The sequence below is a fragment of the Vibrio sp. Vb0937 genome, from assembly GCF_033338855.1.
Genome location: NZ_JAWOTK010000008.1, coordinates 81,721 through 97,566, shown reverse-complemented (window position 1 = coordinate 97,566; position 15,846 = coordinate 81,721). Strand labels below are relative to the sequence as shown.

Sequence of the window (15,846 nt, the reverse complement as noted above, 5' to 3'; positions counted from 1 at the left end):
CTGTTAGTTGTGTTTGTGGTTGTTTTTCACACAATACATTACCCTTTATGTAATGCAATTGTTAACTTTTTTAGCTACAAATCCTTTGTAGCGTGATGATGAACACAGAATGGAGAGTAGTTGTTAAAATTTGGTTCTTGTTGCTTATTTGCTCCTTTTAGGTAGAAGATTTGCCTGATGATTAATTATGCAGCACATTGTCATTTAAATGTGCTGCGATTTTGATGAGTTAAAAATGCCAGTGGTTATGCATTTTGTGGAGTAAGTGTCTGCCTGTTTTTTGTTCAGTCATGTCCTCAGGAGTAACGACAAAGGTTAAGCTCCGCATTATCCATCACTTTTGCTTTTTCACCTTTCATTACGCTTGCTAGCAATTGACCTGAACCACAAGCCATCGTCCAGCCCAGAGTTCCGTGTCCGGTGTTAGTAAAAAGGTTATCGTATTTAGTCGCGCCGATAATTGGTGTGCCATCAGGCGTCATTGGCCTAAAGCCGCTCCAAAACTCAGCTTGGCTGAAGTCACCACAACGAGGAAAAAGATCACGGATGACCATTTCGATGGTGTTTTTGCGCTTTTGTGGAAGGGAAGCATCAAACCCTGCTAATTCTGCGGTGCCAGCTACGCGAATTCGGTCATCAAATCGAGTCATAGCGACTTTATAGGTTTCATCCATCACAGTAGATCGAGGAGAGAAGTGTTCATCTTCCATCGGGATGGTGAGTGAATAGCCTTTGACAGGGTAGACCGGAATATCAATATCGAGTTGCTTGAGTAGCGCTGTAGAGTAGCTTCCAGAGGCCACCACATATTGGTCTGCTTTAAATTGTCCTCGGTTCGTTTGGACACCTATGATCTTTTTGCCTACTGTAACCCAATTGCTTACTTCAGTATCGAATTCAAATCGGACACCGTGTGCCTTAGCAAGCTCCGTTAGTTGTTGGCAAAATTGATGGCAATCGCCCGTTTCGTCATCAGGTAGATGCAAGCCACCAACCAGTTTGTCTTTCACAAGTGCAAGCCCTGGCTCTTGTTCAATACATTGTTCGACGTCCATTAGCTTAAATCGGGTTCCGCTTTGTTCAAGGAGCTGCATGTCCTTTTCAATGGCTTGCAGCTGTTGATGTGTTCGGAATACTTGCAAGGTCCCAAACTGACGTCCTTGATACTCAATGGCGTGTTCTTGGCGTAACTGTTCTAAGCAAACACGGCTGTGGTTAGCGATCGAAAGCATGCGAGCCTTGTTAACTTGATAGCGAGGTAGGGTGCAGTTCGCGACCATTTTACTCGCCCAGCGGATCATGTCGGCATTCAGAGTGGGTTTGATTTTAAGTGGAGCATGCTCCTCCATTAACCACTTAATGGCTTTAACAGGAACACCAGGCGCAGCCCAAGGCGAAGAATAGCCATATGAAATCTGCCCGGCATTGGCGAAGCTCGTTTCCATGGCACTGCTTGGTTGGCGGTCAATGACGGTAACTTGATAGCCTGCTTGAGATAAATACCAAGCAGAGGTTAAGCCGATAACGCCGCTGCCTAATACGATGACTTCCATTGATGCACTCCACACATTTATCAGAGTGCTCAGTTTCTTTTCTTTACCTTTTGTTAACAATCGATATAAATTACACACAGCGTTTAGAAAAACTATAGGCTCAAGGATGAAAAGTAATCTGATAAGTGGTTTGTGTTTATTTAGCCAAGTCGCGGAGTACAACAGCTTTACTGGTGCTGCAAGACATTTACACCTCACCACTGGTGCCATAAGCCAACAAATTATTCATTTGGAAGCGTTATTAGGTTTTACTTTATTTGAACGCCATTCTCGCGGTATTCGTTTAACCGTAAAAGGCACTCAGTTACACCAAGCGACGCAGTTTCACTTTTCGGAACTGAGCAAATTGCTTGATGAGCTCAAAGTAGAAAAGCAAACCAATGAAATTCGTTTGAAGTTGACGCCTTCTTTTGCTTTCAAATGGTTAGTCCCAAAGCTCGAAAGCTTCCATCATGATAATCCGGATATCCAAGTACAAATCTTTGCGGAAGGTGCGCTGGTAAATAGTGAGATAAAAGACTATGACGTCGCAATTGACTATGGTCTTCATCCTTATAGAAATGCTAGCGCGGAGCTGATTTTGGATGAGCATCTGCTACCGGTGATGAGTCCAAAATACCTTGAGGATCATGGCTGGCTAAAAACGTTGTTTGGTGAGCAAAAAAACTCAATGCCAGTGAAGCAATGGCAAGAGGCGACGCTACTACACGATGCGATGCCATGGGAAAAAGCGACGCGTGACTATGAGTGGCTATATTGGGCGTCAGCGATGGGGTTGGATTTTAAAACCGATATCGGACACTTTTTTAATCGAACGGATATGGCAATGTCTGCAGCCGAAGCAGGCGTTGGGATTGCGATGGCACGAATGGCACTGATTGAGGATGAATTGACGACAGAGCGTTTGGTTTCTCCATTCAAACCGATTCCTGCTAATGCAGGGTATTACTTGATCATGAACACACGTACGAATGCGACAGAAACGTTTCGTCACTGGTTACTTGGACAGTTGAAATAGCGTTTTATCTCTGTGATTCATCCCTACGTTATTTGTTGAAAAGTTGGGCAATATAAGTTTTATAAGCAAGGTAAGTGCTTTGCTTGCCGCTATTTGAGTGATGAAAGACAGGGAAGAACATGAAAGACGAAACGCTATCCATCCATTTTGGTTACGAAACTGACCCTACCACTAAATCTGTCGCGACGCCGATTTATCAAACAGTCGCGTACGAGTTTGATAACGCGCAGCACGGCGCTGATCTGTTTAACTTGGAAGTGCCGGGTAATATCTACACTCGCATCATGAATCCGACTAATGACGTGCTGGAAAAACGCATGGCAGCGTTAGAAGGCGGCATTGCTGGATTGGTCGTGAGTGCGGGGAGTGCAGCGATTAACTATGCGATTCTGACGTTAGCGCAAGCGGGCGATAACATCGTTTCTACGCCGCAACTTTATGGCGGTACTTATACCTTGTTTGCGCACATGCTCCCAAATCAAGGTATTCAGGTGAAGTTTGCTAAAGATGACAAGCCAGAAAGTTTGGCCGAATTAATTGATGAAAATACCAAAGCGGTGTACTGCGAGAGCATTGGGAACCCTGCGGGCAATATCATCGATTTAGAACGTGTGGCGGAGCTTGCTCATGCACAAGGCGTACCTGTGATTGTGGATAACACCGTCGCGACGCCAGTGCTGTGCAAACCCATCGAGTTCGGTGCGGATATCGTAGTTCACTCTCTCACTAAATACGTTGGTGGGCATGGCACCACATTAGGTGGCGTGATTGTGGATTCCGGTAAATTCCCTTGGGCACAGCACAAAGACCGCTTTCCTGTTTTCAACCAACCAGAACCTTCTTACCACGGCGTGGTGTATACCGAAGCGTTTGGTGAGGCGGCATTTATCGGGCGTGCGCGTACCGTACCACTGCGTAATACCGGAGCCGCATTATCACCGATGAATGCATTTATGCTTATGCAAGGGTTAGAAACCTTACCGCTGCGTATGGAGCGCCATACCGAGAACACACTCAAAGTGGCTGAATTCTTGGAACAGAATGACAAAGTCTGTTGGGTAAGTTATGCCGGATTGCCAAGTTCTGAACACTTCCATCTCGCCGAAAAATACATGAAAGGTAAGCCTTCTGCAATTTTGTCGTTTGGTTTAAAAGATGGTTATGACGCTGGTGTGCGTTTTTATGATGCTTTGAAAATCTTTAAGCGTTTGGTGAACATTGGCGATGCAAAATCATTGGCTTGCCATCCTGCATCGACGACTCATCGTCAATTGAGCGAAGCAGAACAAAAACAAGCTGGTGTGTCTCCAGAGATGATTCGTTTATCGGTGGGTATTGAACATATTGACGATATTCTAGCCGATTTAGAACAGGCACTAAACTCGTAAAACGATTCTGTTTTTAGCTTTGGGTTACCCATAGGCCAGCCTTTAAAAAAGCTGGCCTATTTTTATTTTATTGTTTAAATATCAAGGGTTTTGGTGTTTTTGGTTTGTGGCATTCCAAAAGCTCATAGAGGGTGAGATTTATTCTCTTGTCACGTTTGGGTTTGTTCCTGATGATGTGTGCAAGTATTACACATTGGAAGGGACTCAAATGTCTTACGTATTTCACCGTCATTGCCATGCCACGCTACCAATCATCGATAGAGGTGAAGGTGTTTATCTATTCGATAAGCATGGAAAGCAGTATCTCGATGCTTGTGGTGGTGCTGCGGTATCAAACCTTGGCCACAGTCATCACGCCGTTAAAAAAGCCATGTTGGAACAGATCGAGCGAGTGCCATTTGCTCATACTGGATTTTTTACTAGTGACAACAGTGAGCGCCTAGCAGAATTGATTTGTCAGCACATGCCTGAACAGTTCAACCATGTGTATTTAGTCAGTGGAGGATCAGAAGCGGTGGAGTCGGCACTAAAAATGGCGCGGCAGTATTTCGTGGAATCAGGTAAGCCAGAGAAAAAGCAATTCATCGCGCGTCAGCAAAGTTATCACGGTAATACCTTGGGGGCTCTGGCTGTCGGAGGTAATGAATGGCGACGTGAACCGTTCAAACCCATCTTACACCCGAGCCATCATATCGCCCCTTGCTATGCTTATCGTTATCAGCAGAGTCATGAGTCGGAATTGGATTACTCATTGCGAGCGGCGAATGAGCTAGAGGCAAAAATTCTTGAGTTGGGGGCTGATAATGTCATGGCTTTTGTCGCTGAGCCCATTGTGGGAGCCACCGCTGGAGCTGTGCCTGCCACACAAGGTTACTTCAAGCGTATTCGCGAAATATGCGACCAGTACGATGTGTTATTGATCTTGGATGAAGTCATGTGTGGCGTTGGACGCAGTGGCAGTTTTTTTGCGTTTGAGCAAGAAGAGGCAGAACCCGATCTGGTGTGTATGGCTAAAGGGCTTGGTGCGGGTTATCAACCTATTGGCGCGGTGGTTGCGAATGATCGAGTCTATCAAGCTATTGCTGATGGAAGCGGTTTTTTCCAACATGGTCATACTTTTATGGCGCACCCTGTGGCGTGCGCTGCTGCCGTGGCGACCATTCAAACCATCTTCCAAGATAATTTGTTAACGGCGGTGAATCGGCAAAGTGCTTTGCTGCGTAATGAGCTTACTTCTGCATTGGCCCATTTACCGTACATTGGCGACATTCGTGGTAAAGGTTTGTTTTTTGGCATTGAGCTGGTGGCGGATCAAGAAAGCAAGGCGCCTCTGAGTAAAGCCACATTGGCAGACAAACACATCAAACAGCGAGCAATGGAAAATGGCTTAATGTGCTATCCAATGGGCGGAACGATTGATGGCGTTAATGGGCACCATATCTTGCTTGCGCCGCCATTCATTATTCAGCCTCACCATATTGATGAGCTAGTTGGCAAACTCTCATTAACGCTAAAAGAGGTAGCGAAGGAATGGAATTAGAAAATCGATGTATACGAGAGCCTATCGCTATTATCGTGGCCCCAAACGGTGCAAGAAAAACTAAGCACGATCACGCCAGCTTACCCATGACAAAAGACGAACTGGTTGCAGAGGCTATCGCTTGTCAAACGGCAGGGGCTGCCATGATCCATTTACATGCTAGAGACGCCAACGGACGTCATTCATTAGACATCGACGACAACATGGCAATTTACCATGCCGTGAAAGAAGCGGTGGGACAAAACATGATGGTACAGCTCACCACAGAGGCGGTGGGCTTGTATTCTCCGCCACAACAGATGGCGTTAGTTAAAGCTGTGAAACCAGAAGCGGCTTCTTTTGCATTGAGGGAGTTAATCCCTGATCGCGCAAGTGAGAAAGAAGGGCATGCCTTTTTCCATTGGGTGGCAGAACACAACATCGTGAGCCAAATTATTCTCTACGATGCAACCGACATTGAACGTTATTTCCAACTGCGTGATGCGGGCGTGTTACCTAAAACGCATCAGCATGCATTAGTGGTGTTAGGGCGTTATCACCAAGCTCAACAGTCTTCGCCATGGGATTTACGAGGTTTGAATTTGGCGCGTTTTGTCGAGGAAGAAATTCGATGTGCCATTTGTGCTTTTGGCGCGCGAGAGCAAGACTGTTTAGCGAGTGCGATGTTACTTGGATTCGATGTGAGAGTGGGGTTTGAGAATAACCACGTCGATGTGGCAGGCGAATTAGCAATCAGTAACGCGGCTCAGGTGGAAGCTCTACGCGATGTGGCGCATCGCTTTGCTATTCCTTTACACAGTGCGCAAAGTTTGCGTTCAGCTTTGAAGTAAATCTGCTCGCGGAAAAGAAAAAAAGAAGAAAGGAAAGTAAAAAGGCTCCATCGGAGCCTTTTCGGTATTTGTCGTTAGTTCTCAGTTTGCGCTACAGGTTGACGAGCGGGATGTTTGATAAACACCGCGACAACAGCCGCTATCGCTAATGCAAAACAGTAGTAAGAATTGGCAACTACTTCAAGTGGCGATAGGTTGAATACGGAACCTAGCAGCAGTACTTGAGCACCGTAAGGCAACACGCCTTGCACCACGCATGAGAAAATGTCTAACAAGCTTGCTGAGCGGCGAGGAGAGACATTATTCTCTTCCGCCAGTTGGCGAGCAACGCTGCCCGATACAATGATGGCTACGGTGTTGTTTGCCGTACAGCCATTGACCATTGATACCAAACCTGCAATACCTAGCTCGCTTGCACGACTGTTCGCATGCTTAGAGTGACTAGAGCCAAACGCGTGGATAAGGCTACTAACGAAATTTGTTAGAAAAGCAAGACCACCTTGGCGACGCATCAGTTCACTCAAACCACCAATCAGCATGGATAACAAGAAGATCTCTTGCATGTTACCAAAGCCTTTGTATACGTCTTGGGCTAGATTAGTTAGTCCGTAATTGTCAATCGATGCCAAGCTCACGCCGCCAGCCAAAAGAATGCCAATCGACAGAACCACAAACACATTCACACCAGATACCGCTAGGATCAAAATAGTGATGTACGGCAAGACTTTTAGCCACTCAATATCGCCAGTTTCAGGCACTTGAGTCGCGGTACTGTTGAAAGCGAACACTGCAATCGCGATCAACGCCGCAGGTAAAGCAATACGAATGTTCTCTTTAAACTTGTCTTTCATCTCACAACCTTGAGAGCGTGTCGCCGCGATGGTGGTGTCAGAGATGATAGAAAGGTTATCACCAAACATAGCGCCGCTCAGCACAACGCCTGCGGTTAACGGTAAGCTCATTCCTGCTGATTCAGCAATCCCCAACGCTACGGGGGCAACGGCTGCGATGGTACCCATCGAAGTCCCCATTGCTGTTGCGATAAAAGCAGAAATCAGAAAAATGCCCGGTAAAATCATGCTGGTTGGAATAGCGGATAAACCAAGGTTCACTGTTGCATCAACACCACCAGAGGCTTTTGCTACCGCAGCAAAGGCACCTGCAAGCAGATAGATCATACACATTGCGATGATGTCTGGGTGGCCAACACCACGCATGAAGTGTTCGATTGAGCGGTTAAGTTTCTCTTTACTTAAAAGAAACGCAATGATGATGGCTGGTAATACCGCGATGGGTGCAGGCAGCTGGTAGAAGGCAAATTCCACGCCTTGCAAAGATAAGTAAGTGCCTACGCCAATAAATAGTGCAAGGAATACAATTAATGGGATCAGTGCGACCGCAGACGGTGCAACTGTTTTAGTAGTTTGTTGGGAACCGGACATGTAAACGACAATGTTAATGATAAGAGAGAAGAGCAGACTAATATCACATTTCTACATTGTCAACGTCTAGACGTCTAAATGGCTGTTTAAATTTTGCACGTAAAGAAAAAGATAAAAGCTCGTGTTGCGTATCTCACTGATACCACGAGCTTTAGTTATGCGCTAATGAAGAGACTGTCGTTATTGCATTGATTTGGCTTTTTTGCGTTTAACAATACCTAAAACCATCCACGTAAATAAGACAGCAGCAAATGCCCATACCAGATATTTGTATTCGGTGTACAGGTTGCTCAACACGCTTAAATGTTCAAATGCAAAGTGAGTTGACAAGCTGAATACCAATACCCAAACCGTCGCCGCGAGGGCGTTACCGAGCAAAAACTCTCTACGTGGCATTTTCGCGATACCGCATGCAAGAGGCATAAATTGCTTCATTCCTTCAATAAAGCGGCTGACCACCAAGCACGTAGGGCCGTATTTCTGGATAGTCAATTGAAGCGTTTGCATCTTCGGGCTGGAAATGTAGCCTTTTTTATCTAACCACCCCTCAAAGTAATAACCGATTAAGTAGCCACAGGTATTACCAAAAAAGCAGCTCAGCCACGATACCATCATTACCATACTTAGGTTCATGACTTGTTCTGACGAGAGCAAAGATGCCGCGATCATCAGTGATTGACCAGGCATCGGGATACCTATCCCTTCTAGAAATATACTGACAATCAGCGCAACGTAGCCGTATTGCTCAAGCAAAGGCTTCATTGACATGAGAAGTTCGTTAATATGTTCCAAAAGCTTTCCCCTAATAAAAGCGGAACGAAGTTGGAGTGATACTCCGAATGTCCTATTGGGTCAATTCTTGTTTCTCACCGTTGAGAAAAACTGACATGCCTCTGATAATTGCGCAGAATCAACCTGCAGCTGGCTTTACTCGCCGCCACGCTCTTTGGTAGCGGCGAACTAGGGAGATCCTTATGACTCTTTGGCTTTGGTGAATGCGCCATACAAATCAAGGCGGCGATGACGTAAGTTGGTGACAGAGCCTTCGGTATTAAGCTGTTTCAACTTAGTCAAATCAACATCAGCGAAGATTATCATTTCGGTGTTGGCGCTTGCTTCTGTCAAGGTCGCATCGTGTGGGAAATAGATATCCGACGGTGAGAATACGGCAGATTGTGCGTACTGGATATCGACATTATCAACACGAGGTAAGTTGCCGACACTGCCCCCAATTGCAACGTAGCATTCGTTTTCGATGGCTCGTGATTGGGAACAGATTCGTACTCGTTGGTAGCCATTTTTTGTGTCTGTCCAGAAAGGAACGAACACAATTTGTGCGCCTTGCTCGGCGAGCATTCTTCCCAACTCTGGGAACTCGCTGTCATAACAAATCAGTATGCCGACTTTGCCTGCATCGGTTTCGAACACCTGAACATTGTCACCACCGTCGATCACCCAGTCTTTTTGCTCATGGGGCGTGATGTGAATCTTATATTGAGCGTTTATTTCACCATCTCGTTGCAGTAAGTAGGCCACATTATACAACTTGCCATCTTCGATGACGGGCATACTGCCAGCAATAATGTTGATGTTGTAGGTGACTGCCATCTGCGAGAAGCGGTTTTTGATCTCTTCTGTAAAGCTAGCCAAAAAGCGAATTGCTTCGACGGAATTTTGGTCGTTTTGCAAGCCCATCAGCGGCGCGTTAAAGAATTCAGGGAATAGGGCGAAATCGGCTTTGTAGTTCGCAAGAGAAGAAATGAAGAACTCAGCCTGATCGAGCAAGTCCTCTAAGTCATTCATGGCGCGCATTTGCCACTGCACAACACCAATACGAATCAGCGTTTTTTCTACATCATGTACGGATTGAATATCCTCTTCGTAGAAGAAGTTATCCCACTCCAGCAGAGTTGCGTAGCCTTTAGAAGCACTATCCTCTGGCAAGTAACCGCGCATAATACGTTTTACATCGAAGTCGTTTGCAAGCTGAAAAGACAAAATAGGATCGTGAAGCTCACGGCGTTTTATTTTGTCGATGTACTCTGCAACGCTCAGTTCATCTGCGTATTGGTGGTAATTAGGAATGCGACCACCGGCTAAAATTGCTTTGAAGTTCTTACTACGGCAAAGCTCTTTACGCGCATCATACAAACGTCGACCTAAACGTAGCCCTCGATAGTCCGGGTGGACAAATACATCGAGACCATACATGGCGTCACCGGTCACTTGGTTTTGGATGACGTTGTTCTCGGTGATGATGTCGGTGTACAGGTGAGGAAGTGAAAATCGGTTGTAGTCCACTTTGATTGTTAGCGCTGCGCCGACAATTTTTCCGTTATCCTCAATACAGATTTGTCCATCAGGAAACTGATGAATAAGATCCATGATGGTCAGGCGTGGCCATGAGCCACCAACATCAGGAAAAACAAGGTCCATTAATTCCGCGAGCTCTGGGTAATCGGTCGGCTCAATGGTGCGTAAAGAGAGTCTTGGCGTGTTGCTGTCCATATCCTACTATCCATTTATCCTTTTTAAATAGTATGGATGAGAATGCCATAAATTTGAGCAGACAGATACCGAAGTCTTTGAGTTGTTTTGGTTTACCTAAACGAGTTTAAAGAAACAACATTAACTTAGCTTGCTCTTCAGCCATTCGTGAAATGCCACTACTTTTTTAGCTGAAAGTCGATAATTTGGAATCATCACGTAATAACCATAACCGCTCTGTAAAGAGAGGTTGAGAACATGCTGAATGTCCCCTCTTAAAATCGAATACTGCGCCATAAAATCGGGAAGCAAGGCGAGCCCTTTTCCCATTCTGACAGCTTCGCAAGCTAGGTAAAAATGTTCGACGCCTACAGGTTGATAGGTAACGGGAGATTCTACAGTGTAGACAGCTTTAAATTGCTCCCATAGCTGAGGGCGAGTGATTTGAGGTATAAAAGGATAATTGCTAACAGCGTGCACACTCTCAATTGCAGGAGCATTTGTGCAACCGACTAATAACAATGTTTCTTCGCACAGTAAGTTGCTGTATTCATAATGTGTGGATAATGGAAGGCAGCGAATATGTAAGTCACTTTCGTTGCTCGAATCTTTGACGTTCCCATCCCCGGTACAGACTCTTACTCGGATGTTAGGATGTTGCTGGTGGAAGTCATCAATATTAGGTATCAACCAAAGGCTGGCAAAAGAAGGGGTTACGTCCACGGTGAGTAATTCTTGCTTTGAATCTGACTGGATTAAGTTGGCAGTTGCATGCTGAATAAGCTCCAAAGCTTCTGTGACTTGCGGCAGATAACGCTTGCCCTCTTCGGTTAACTCAATACCACTCGCCCCTCTTTGTATTAAAGGTAAACCCACCAATTGCTCCAGCGATGCGATTTGTTTGCTTACTGCGCTTTGCGTAATACATAGGGCATCCGCTGCTTTAGAGAAACTGAGGTAATTAGAGACCGCGACAAACGTCCTTAATGCTCGAATAGAAGGGTATTCACTGCCTTTTAACATACTTCTGTTCCATTAAACTCTGCTTAGGCAAAGAGTAGAATATTCACGGCTTGAAGCAAAGTAAGATGCAACGTATGTGTGATTAGCTTCCTTTCTTATAAAAACTAGCTAAGCGTTTTTTGACGGATTAATCTACAAGAGTATTTTAGATGTTTATTTAATTTCTTTGAAAAATCTACAAATTAACAAGAATCTTTTTCACATCAGAGATTAACCCCAATTTAGTATTGTTTATATAAAGTAAACAGACAGCTCTTTTTTTCTATTTTTGTTCGGCGATCTTTAGAGGATTGTCAGTATTCTATAAAATTAAATATATTTTTCATTAATTTAAAGTTGGCATTGCATTTGCTCTTTACTATTCGAACCTTCAATGGAACTTATATTAGGAGAACGAAATGAAAAGCAATGTTGTTACTTTGATTAGCCTTTTTTCTTTAGCAACGTTTAGTACTTTATCACATGCTGCGGACTCCAACGATCATGGTGTATATGTTGGCGCCAACTACGGTTACTTAAAAGTTGATGGACAAGATGACTTTGATGATGACAGCGATGTTATTCAAGGTTTAGTTGGTTACCGTTTTAATCCTTACTTAGCGTTGGAAGGTGGTTACATTGATTTCGGTAGCTATGGTAATAACCTAGCAAATGCCGAAACAGACGGCTATACAGCGGCTATAAAAGTTACCGCTCCCATTGCTGATCGTGTCGACCTTTACGCAAAAGGCGGTCAAATGTGGTACTCGACGGATTACAACGTTGCGGGCTTCCAAGGCAACAAAGATGATGAAGGTGTATTCGCTGGTGCTGGTGTCGGTTTTAAAGTTACTGATAACTTCTTAGTTAACGCAGAATATATGTGGTACGACGTAGAACTCAATGCGGAGAATGTCGCGAACGGTGCAAACACGGAAACAGACTTTAACCAAGCATCACTAGGTGTGGAATATAGATTTTAATATTGTTAACAACTCTAAGCCCTAATAAAAAGCGAAGCCTAAATAGCTTCGCTTTTTCTGAACTCAATCTAGTTGAGGATAATAGAGCGTTTTTTAGAATAATTGTTCGTGCCTTTTACTGTCACTCTACTATATTTAGAGCATTTCTAACATGACTATCTAACCTTCTTACTAGTCTCGAAAAACAAAGTTTTATCACTCTATAAGTAATACTCGATAGGTCGATCGCTGCGCTACCTGACATTACATTCATGTGACCTAAAATACCGCGAACGTGTTCTGTATACTCGTTTTTTAGTTTTGAGATGTACGCCATAGCTTTAGCTAGTTGATCCCAAGCAGTAAGGCCTACAGTTGCTATTTGTTGTATTATATGACCCAGACCTGAAATTCTTAATAAGGTCAAAATTGAAGAGACTATTTTACTTACCCAACCATCAGTCATCCGAGCATTATATCTATTGTTGAAGTCAAGAAATACGTTGCGTTCTAGGTAAGCTTGAGATTTGGGTTGTAGTGCCGACCACTCATTACTTGTAGCGGTATTGACATAACCCGGAACAGATTTTTTTCCTAGTCCATGAGCGCAGAAGTAGATGCCAGAACTTCCATCTAGCCGATACTCAATACCACCGTGAGTAAATGGCCAAAGAGGAGACATAGGAACTGGATCTGCGCCATGAGTGCAGCGATAGGAAGAATCTAACTCCCTTCTTGCGTATGGTTTAAAGCCAACTTTTGGTGCGCCAAAAGTATATAGGTGTACGCTATAGCCGTACTGACTCTTCACCCAATCTGCCGCTAATGAAGCAAGAGCACCACCTAAACTATGACCTACACAGTGTATTGCCTTCGGTGCTTTCATGTTCTTTTTCGAATAACCAGCGATGTATGCTGCAAGTTGTGGCTTTATCGTATTGAAGAGATTTACAAAACCTGCATGTACCCTGTAACCGGATGAGGTACCTGATATCCCAATGTTTCCATCGGTCATAATGTCGCCGATGTTTACTTGAGTGCCACGGAAGGAAAATACCAAAGTATCGGCAAACTCGCCCTTACCTCGACCTATCGCTACAAAATCTGATGTCATTCCACCAAATCCCATAAAGCCACTTGTCGTTCCTTTTTTGACATCATTCCTTAGATCAAATGTAAAAAACTTTGCTATATAACCACTAACGTTACGAACATTAGTTGCGAATACAGAATAGGGGATTTCTGCGATTCTAGATGATAGTTTTGGTGAGAGTGATTGCATTCTTTAATTTCCATATAAGTCAGAGTCAATATATCCAAATAAATCACATTGACTATTTACGTAGTAGTCATCGTTTTCGTCATCATCAATTGAAAAAGCAAAGTACTTAAGAGGGTTTGCTGCATCACAGACTAGATTAGCCATATTGTTTTTTACGTAATCCTCTATTTCATAGCCATCGAACGAACCTTCCCAAATAATAACGCTTTCATCAATATCTAGTTCTGTGGTTAAAACAATAGTTACATAATGTTCAATAAGCGGGATCTTAACGCTCTCTTTGTTCTCATACACAGGAGAAAATTCAAACCGACCATTGCTGTCAGTAAATGTTGATAAGTCTATTGATTTTCCTGAAGCGCTTAAACCAATATTAAGACTAACCTTTTGGTTATTAATCGGCTTCCCTTTTTTTGTTATCACACCATTGATTTGTGGTGTGTATTGGTTAACTTTATCGTTATTCAATATACTCTCTCCAAAACTCATATTAATGCTCAACAATATGATTGTAATAAATCCAAATAAGTAATTTCTCACATCGACTTTTTTCATTTTAAAAATCTATAAATCTATATGTATTGTGTGTTTTTACAATATTTAATTTTAACTATGTGATTCATATTGCATTGCTCTGTAACTTGTGAATTTGAAAATTACATTTTTAGATTTATGTTTATCTATTTGACCGATTTTTATTAGCATTAATAAAGTTTAAATCTGGAACACTCAGTCTGCGCTAATCTTAGGTAGTTATATTGTATTGGATTTTTGAGGCTTTCATCAGGTAATGTGAAAGCAAAATAAACGAGAGCTACCGAATGATAAAAACTCTATAAATACTAGGTTTCAGACAATGAAATCGTATTGAAAACAGTTAATTATTCGCTTTGTCAAGAGGTATTTTTATTGCTTTACATCGTAATGCTAGATTGACTTGATAATTTATTTTTCCGCCAATTGTGATAACCAAGAGCAAAAGAAAAGGCTTATTTAGTATCTTTTGATGGTTAGTGATAAACCCAAATTGTTCTACTTTAACCCATCATAATTCTATAACTTAGATTTAGCACTCGTAGTTGTTGATACCCCAAAAACTTAGAACACTTTAAATCGAAGAACATATAGACACACTTTTGTCCTTGGATGAGTTCTTCTGAACTTCCGTGTAGTTTTGGTGGTGTATTTATGAGCGTATCGTCTGTTACTTAATACTCAACGAGTTTTTAAATCGGCGTACGTTCAGAGTTATGCAGTAATGCTCGTGAAAAGTTATCAGGTAGCATGAGTGCGTGAGAAAAGAAGACAATGTGGATAGTGGATAGTGGGTTGTTGATACAAAAAAGGCCACCCGAGGGTGGCCTTTTCCATACGTTTGGTGGAGCTGGCGGGAGTTGAACCCGCGTCCGAAAACCGTTCATCATTGGTACTACATGCTTAGTCGATCTTTAATTTCGCCATCCACCTGCGAACCGACACGCTAATGAATGACTAGCCTGAATTAAAATTCGCCGTTCATCTCTCAGGCGGGAGAATCCGGGCTAGCGCGTTTGGGTTTGATCCCTCGTTGATCCCCGTCTTACGTGCGGAAGCTAGGGCGAGAGAGCTCTTAGCAGGTTATTAAGCTGCTAGTGCGTAGTTTTCGTCGTTTGCGACTATTTTTTTGCGGTTTGTTAACGAGGCCTACCGCACCTCGGCATGCACCTCAGACTTCTGAATTCCCGTCGAATCCTAAATCAGCCCCAGGTAATATTCGCATAGTAACAGAAAAGCATTGGCTGTCCAGTACTATGCGTTTAAGTGGTCAAGATTAACGCAGCGCGCTCTTCATTACGCGCGCTTTTTCTCTTGCCCAGTCTTTTTCTTTTAGATCCGTACGTTTATCGTGCAGCTTTTTACCTTTTGCTACGCCAATTTTTAGTTTCACCCAAGAGCGAGACCAGTACAGTGAGAGGGCCGTTAATGTCATACCTTCACGGTTTACACGTCCGAATAGGTTATCTAGCTCACGACGACTCATTAGTAGTTTACGCACACGTGTAGGGTTCGCCACAACGTGTGTCGATGCCTGATTTAAAGGAGTGATTGTCATGCCACTCACAAAGGCTTCACCGTCACGCATAAATACGTAACTTTCAGAAATATTGGCTTTACCTTGGCGAAGGGCTTTCACTTCCCAACCTTGGAGCTCCAAGCCAGCTTCGATTTCATCATCGATGAAATACTCGTGGCGAGCTTTTTTATTCAGCGCGATAGTATTGCTACCCGCTTTTTGTTTCGTTTTTTTCTTTGCCATAATAGCGTCATTATACGGGTTGGATATCGGATAGGAAATCCTTTTA

At 43.6% G+C, this 15,846-nt stretch carries 13 protein-coding genes and 1 other RNA gene; 5 read left to right on the top strand and 9 right to left on the bottom strand.

The features are described 5' to 3' along the window. Positions 1-296: 296 nt before the first annotated feature. The gene (locus tag R7P67_RS13085; protein WP_025768866.1) at positions 297-1,553 is read right to left on the bottom strand and encodes a D-amino acid dehydrogenase; all 1,257 of its coding nucleotides are present in this window, start codon (positions 1,551-1,553) and stop codon (positions 297-299) included. Between the two features lie 106 nt (positions 1,554-1,659). Between R7P67_RS13085 and R7P67_RS13080 the strand changes: the two genes are divergently transcribed. The 4 genes from R7P67_RS13080 (at position 1,660) to R7P67_RS13065 (ending at position 6,329) form a co-directional block, all read left to right on the top strand. Then, the gene (locus tag R7P67_RS13080; RefSeq protein ID WP_262653836.1) at positions 1,660-2,571 is read left to right on the top strand and encodes a LysR substrate-binding domain-containing protein; all 912 of its coding nucleotides are present in this window, start codon (positions 1,660-1,662) and stop codon (positions 2,569-2,571) included. 119 nt (positions 2,572-2,690) lie between these two features. Further along, complete coding sequence (locus tag R7P67_RS13075) at positions 2,691-3,959, top strand: O-acetylhomoserine aminocarboxypropyltransferase/cysteine synthase family protein (RefSeq protein ID WP_054579031.1); 1,269 nt, start codon at positions 2,691-2,693, stop codon at positions 3,957-3,959. 208 nt (positions 3,960-4,167) lie between these two features. Further along, positions 4,168-5,499: an aspartate aminotransferase family protein gene (locus R7P67_RS13070; RefSeq protein WP_262653835.1), complete on the top strand. Its 1,332-nt coding sequence runs from the start codon at positions 4,168-4,170 to the stop codon at positions 5,497-5,499. Next, a complete protein-coding gene (locus R7P67_RS13065; RefSeq protein ID WP_053306537.1) occupies positions 5,490-6,329 on the top strand; it encodes a 3-keto-5-aminohexanoate cleavage protein in 840 nt (279 codons plus the stop codon). The genes R7P67_RS13070 and R7P67_RS13065 overlap by 10 nt, the downstream gene beginning before the upstream one ends. A gap of 74 nt (positions 6,330-6,403) precedes the next feature. On the opposite strand, the gene R7P67_RS13060 is transcribed toward R7P67_RS13065, so the two are convergent. The 4 genes from R7P67_RS13060 to R7P67_RS13045 all read right to left on the bottom strand — a co-directional run bounded on the left by R7P67_RS13060 (position 6,404) and on the right by R7P67_RS13045 (position 11,281). Beyond that, a complete protein-coding gene (locus tag R7P67_RS13060; RefSeq protein WP_017635705.1) occupies positions 6,404-7,771 on the bottom strand; it encodes a Na+/H+ antiporter NhaC family protein in 1,368 nt (455 codons plus the stop codon). 180 nt (positions 7,772-7,951) lie between these two features. Beyond that, positions 7,952-8,539 carry a DedA family protein gene (locus tag R7P67_RS13055; protein ID WP_262653833.1) on the bottom strand — a complete coding sequence of 196 codons (588 nt, stop codon included), beginning with the start codon at positions 8,537-8,539 and terminating at the stop codon, positions 7,952-7,954. Between the two features lie 204 nt (positions 8,540-8,743). Further along, positions 8,744-10,279, bottom strand: coding sequence for a bifunctional GNAT family N-acetyltransferase/carbon-nitrogen hydrolase family protein (locus R7P67_RS13050; RefSeq protein WP_104978836.1), 1,536 nt, complete (start codon positions 10,277-10,279; stop codon positions 8,744-8,746). 120 nt (positions 10,280-10,399) lie between these two features. Then, positions 10,400-11,281 carry a LysR family transcriptional regulator gene (locus R7P67_RS13045; RefSeq protein WP_226083927.1) on the bottom strand — a complete coding sequence of 294 codons (882 nt, stop codon included), beginning with the start codon at positions 11,279-11,281 and terminating at the stop codon, positions 10,400-10,402. A 398-nt stretch (positions 11,282-11,679) separates the two neighbouring features. Here R7P67_RS13045 and R7P67_RS13040 point away from each other — a divergent pair, with 398 nt between their 5' ends. Continuing rightward, positions 11,680-12,243, top strand: a complete 564-nt coding sequence (locus R7P67_RS13040) for a porin family protein (RefSeq protein WP_138940408.1) — start codon at positions 11,680-11,682, stop codon at positions 12,241-12,243. 121 nt (positions 12,244-12,364) lie between these two features. On the opposite strand, the gene R7P67_RS13035 is transcribed toward R7P67_RS13040, so the two are convergent. From R7P67_RS13035 to smpB, 4 genes are all read right to left on the bottom strand, one after another. Continuing rightward, positions 12,365-13,504, bottom strand: a complete 1,140-nt coding sequence (locus R7P67_RS13035; protein WP_005383744.1) for a lipase family protein — start codon at positions 13,502-13,504, stop codon at positions 12,365-12,367. Positions 13,505-13,507: 3 nt separating this feature from the next. Next, complete coding sequence (locus R7P67_RS13030) at positions 13,508-14,059, bottom strand: DUF6795 domain-containing protein (RefSeq protein WP_017820578.1); 552 nt, start codon at positions 14,057-14,059, stop codon at positions 13,508-13,510. 821 nt (positions 14,060-14,880) lie between these two features. Beyond that, positions 14,881-15,248, bottom strand: a transfer-messenger RNA (tmRNA) gene (gene ssrA / locus R7P67_RS13025). Positions 15,249-15,314: 66 nt separating this feature from the next. Beyond that, positions 15,315-15,800, bottom strand: a complete 486-nt coding sequence (gene smpB / locus R7P67_RS13020) for an SsrA-binding protein SmpB (protein ID WP_005381642.1) — start codon at positions 15,798-15,800, stop codon at positions 15,315-15,317. Between the last annotated feature and the right edge of the window lie 46 nt (positions 15,801-15,846).

Bases quoted from the DNA above. Each gene is read 5' to 3' on its own strand.
- R7P67_RS13085 (WP_025768866.1), bottom strand. From the start codon at position 1,553: ATGGAAGTCATCGTATTAGGCAGCGGCGTTATCGGCTTAACCTCTGCT.
- R7P67_RS13080 (WP_262653836.1), top strand. From the start codon at position 1,660: ATGAAAAGTAATCTGATAAGTGGTTTGTGTTTATTTAGCCAAGTCGCG.
- R7P67_RS13075 (WP_054579031.1), top strand. From the start codon at position 2,691: ATGAAAGACGAAACGCTATCCATCCATTTTGGTTACGAAACTGACCCT.
- R7P67_RS13070 (WP_262653835.1), top strand. From the start codon at position 4,168: ATGTCTTACGTATTTCACCGTCATTGCCATGCCACGCTACCAATCATC.
- R7P67_RS13065 (WP_053306537.1), top strand. From the start codon at position 5,490: ATGGAATTAGAAAATCGATGTATACGAGAGCCTATCGCTATTATCGTG.
- R7P67_RS13060 (WP_017635705.1), bottom strand. From the start codon at position 7,771: ATGTCCGGTTCCCAACAAACTACTAAAACAGTTGCACCGTCTGCGGTC.
- R7P67_RS13055 (WP_262653833.1), bottom strand. From the start codon at position 8,539: ATGTCAATGAAGCCTTTGCTTGAGCAATACGGCTACGTTGCGCTGATT.
- R7P67_RS13050 (WP_104978836.1), bottom strand. From the start codon at position 10,279: ATGGACAGCAACACGCCAAGACTCTCTTTACGCACCATTGAGCCGACC.
- R7P67_RS13045 (WP_226083927.1), bottom strand. From the start codon at position 11,281: ATGTTAAAAGGCAGTGAATACCCTTCTATTCGAGCATTAAGGACGTTT.
- R7P67_RS13040 (WP_138940408.1), top strand. From the start codon at position 11,680: ATGAAAAGCAATGTTGTTACTTTGATTAGCCTTTTTTCTTTAGCAACG.
- R7P67_RS13035 (WP_005383744.1), bottom strand. From the start codon at position 13,504: ATGCAATCACTCTCACCAAAACTATCATCTAGAATCGCAGAAATCCCC.
- R7P67_RS13030 (WP_017820578.1), bottom strand. From the start codon at position 14,059: ATGAAAAAAGTCGATGTGAGAAATTACTTATTTGGATTTATTACAATC.
- smpB (WP_005381642.1), bottom strand. From the start codon at position 15,800: ATGGCAAAGAAAAAAACGAAACAAAAAGCGGGTAGCAATACTATCGCG.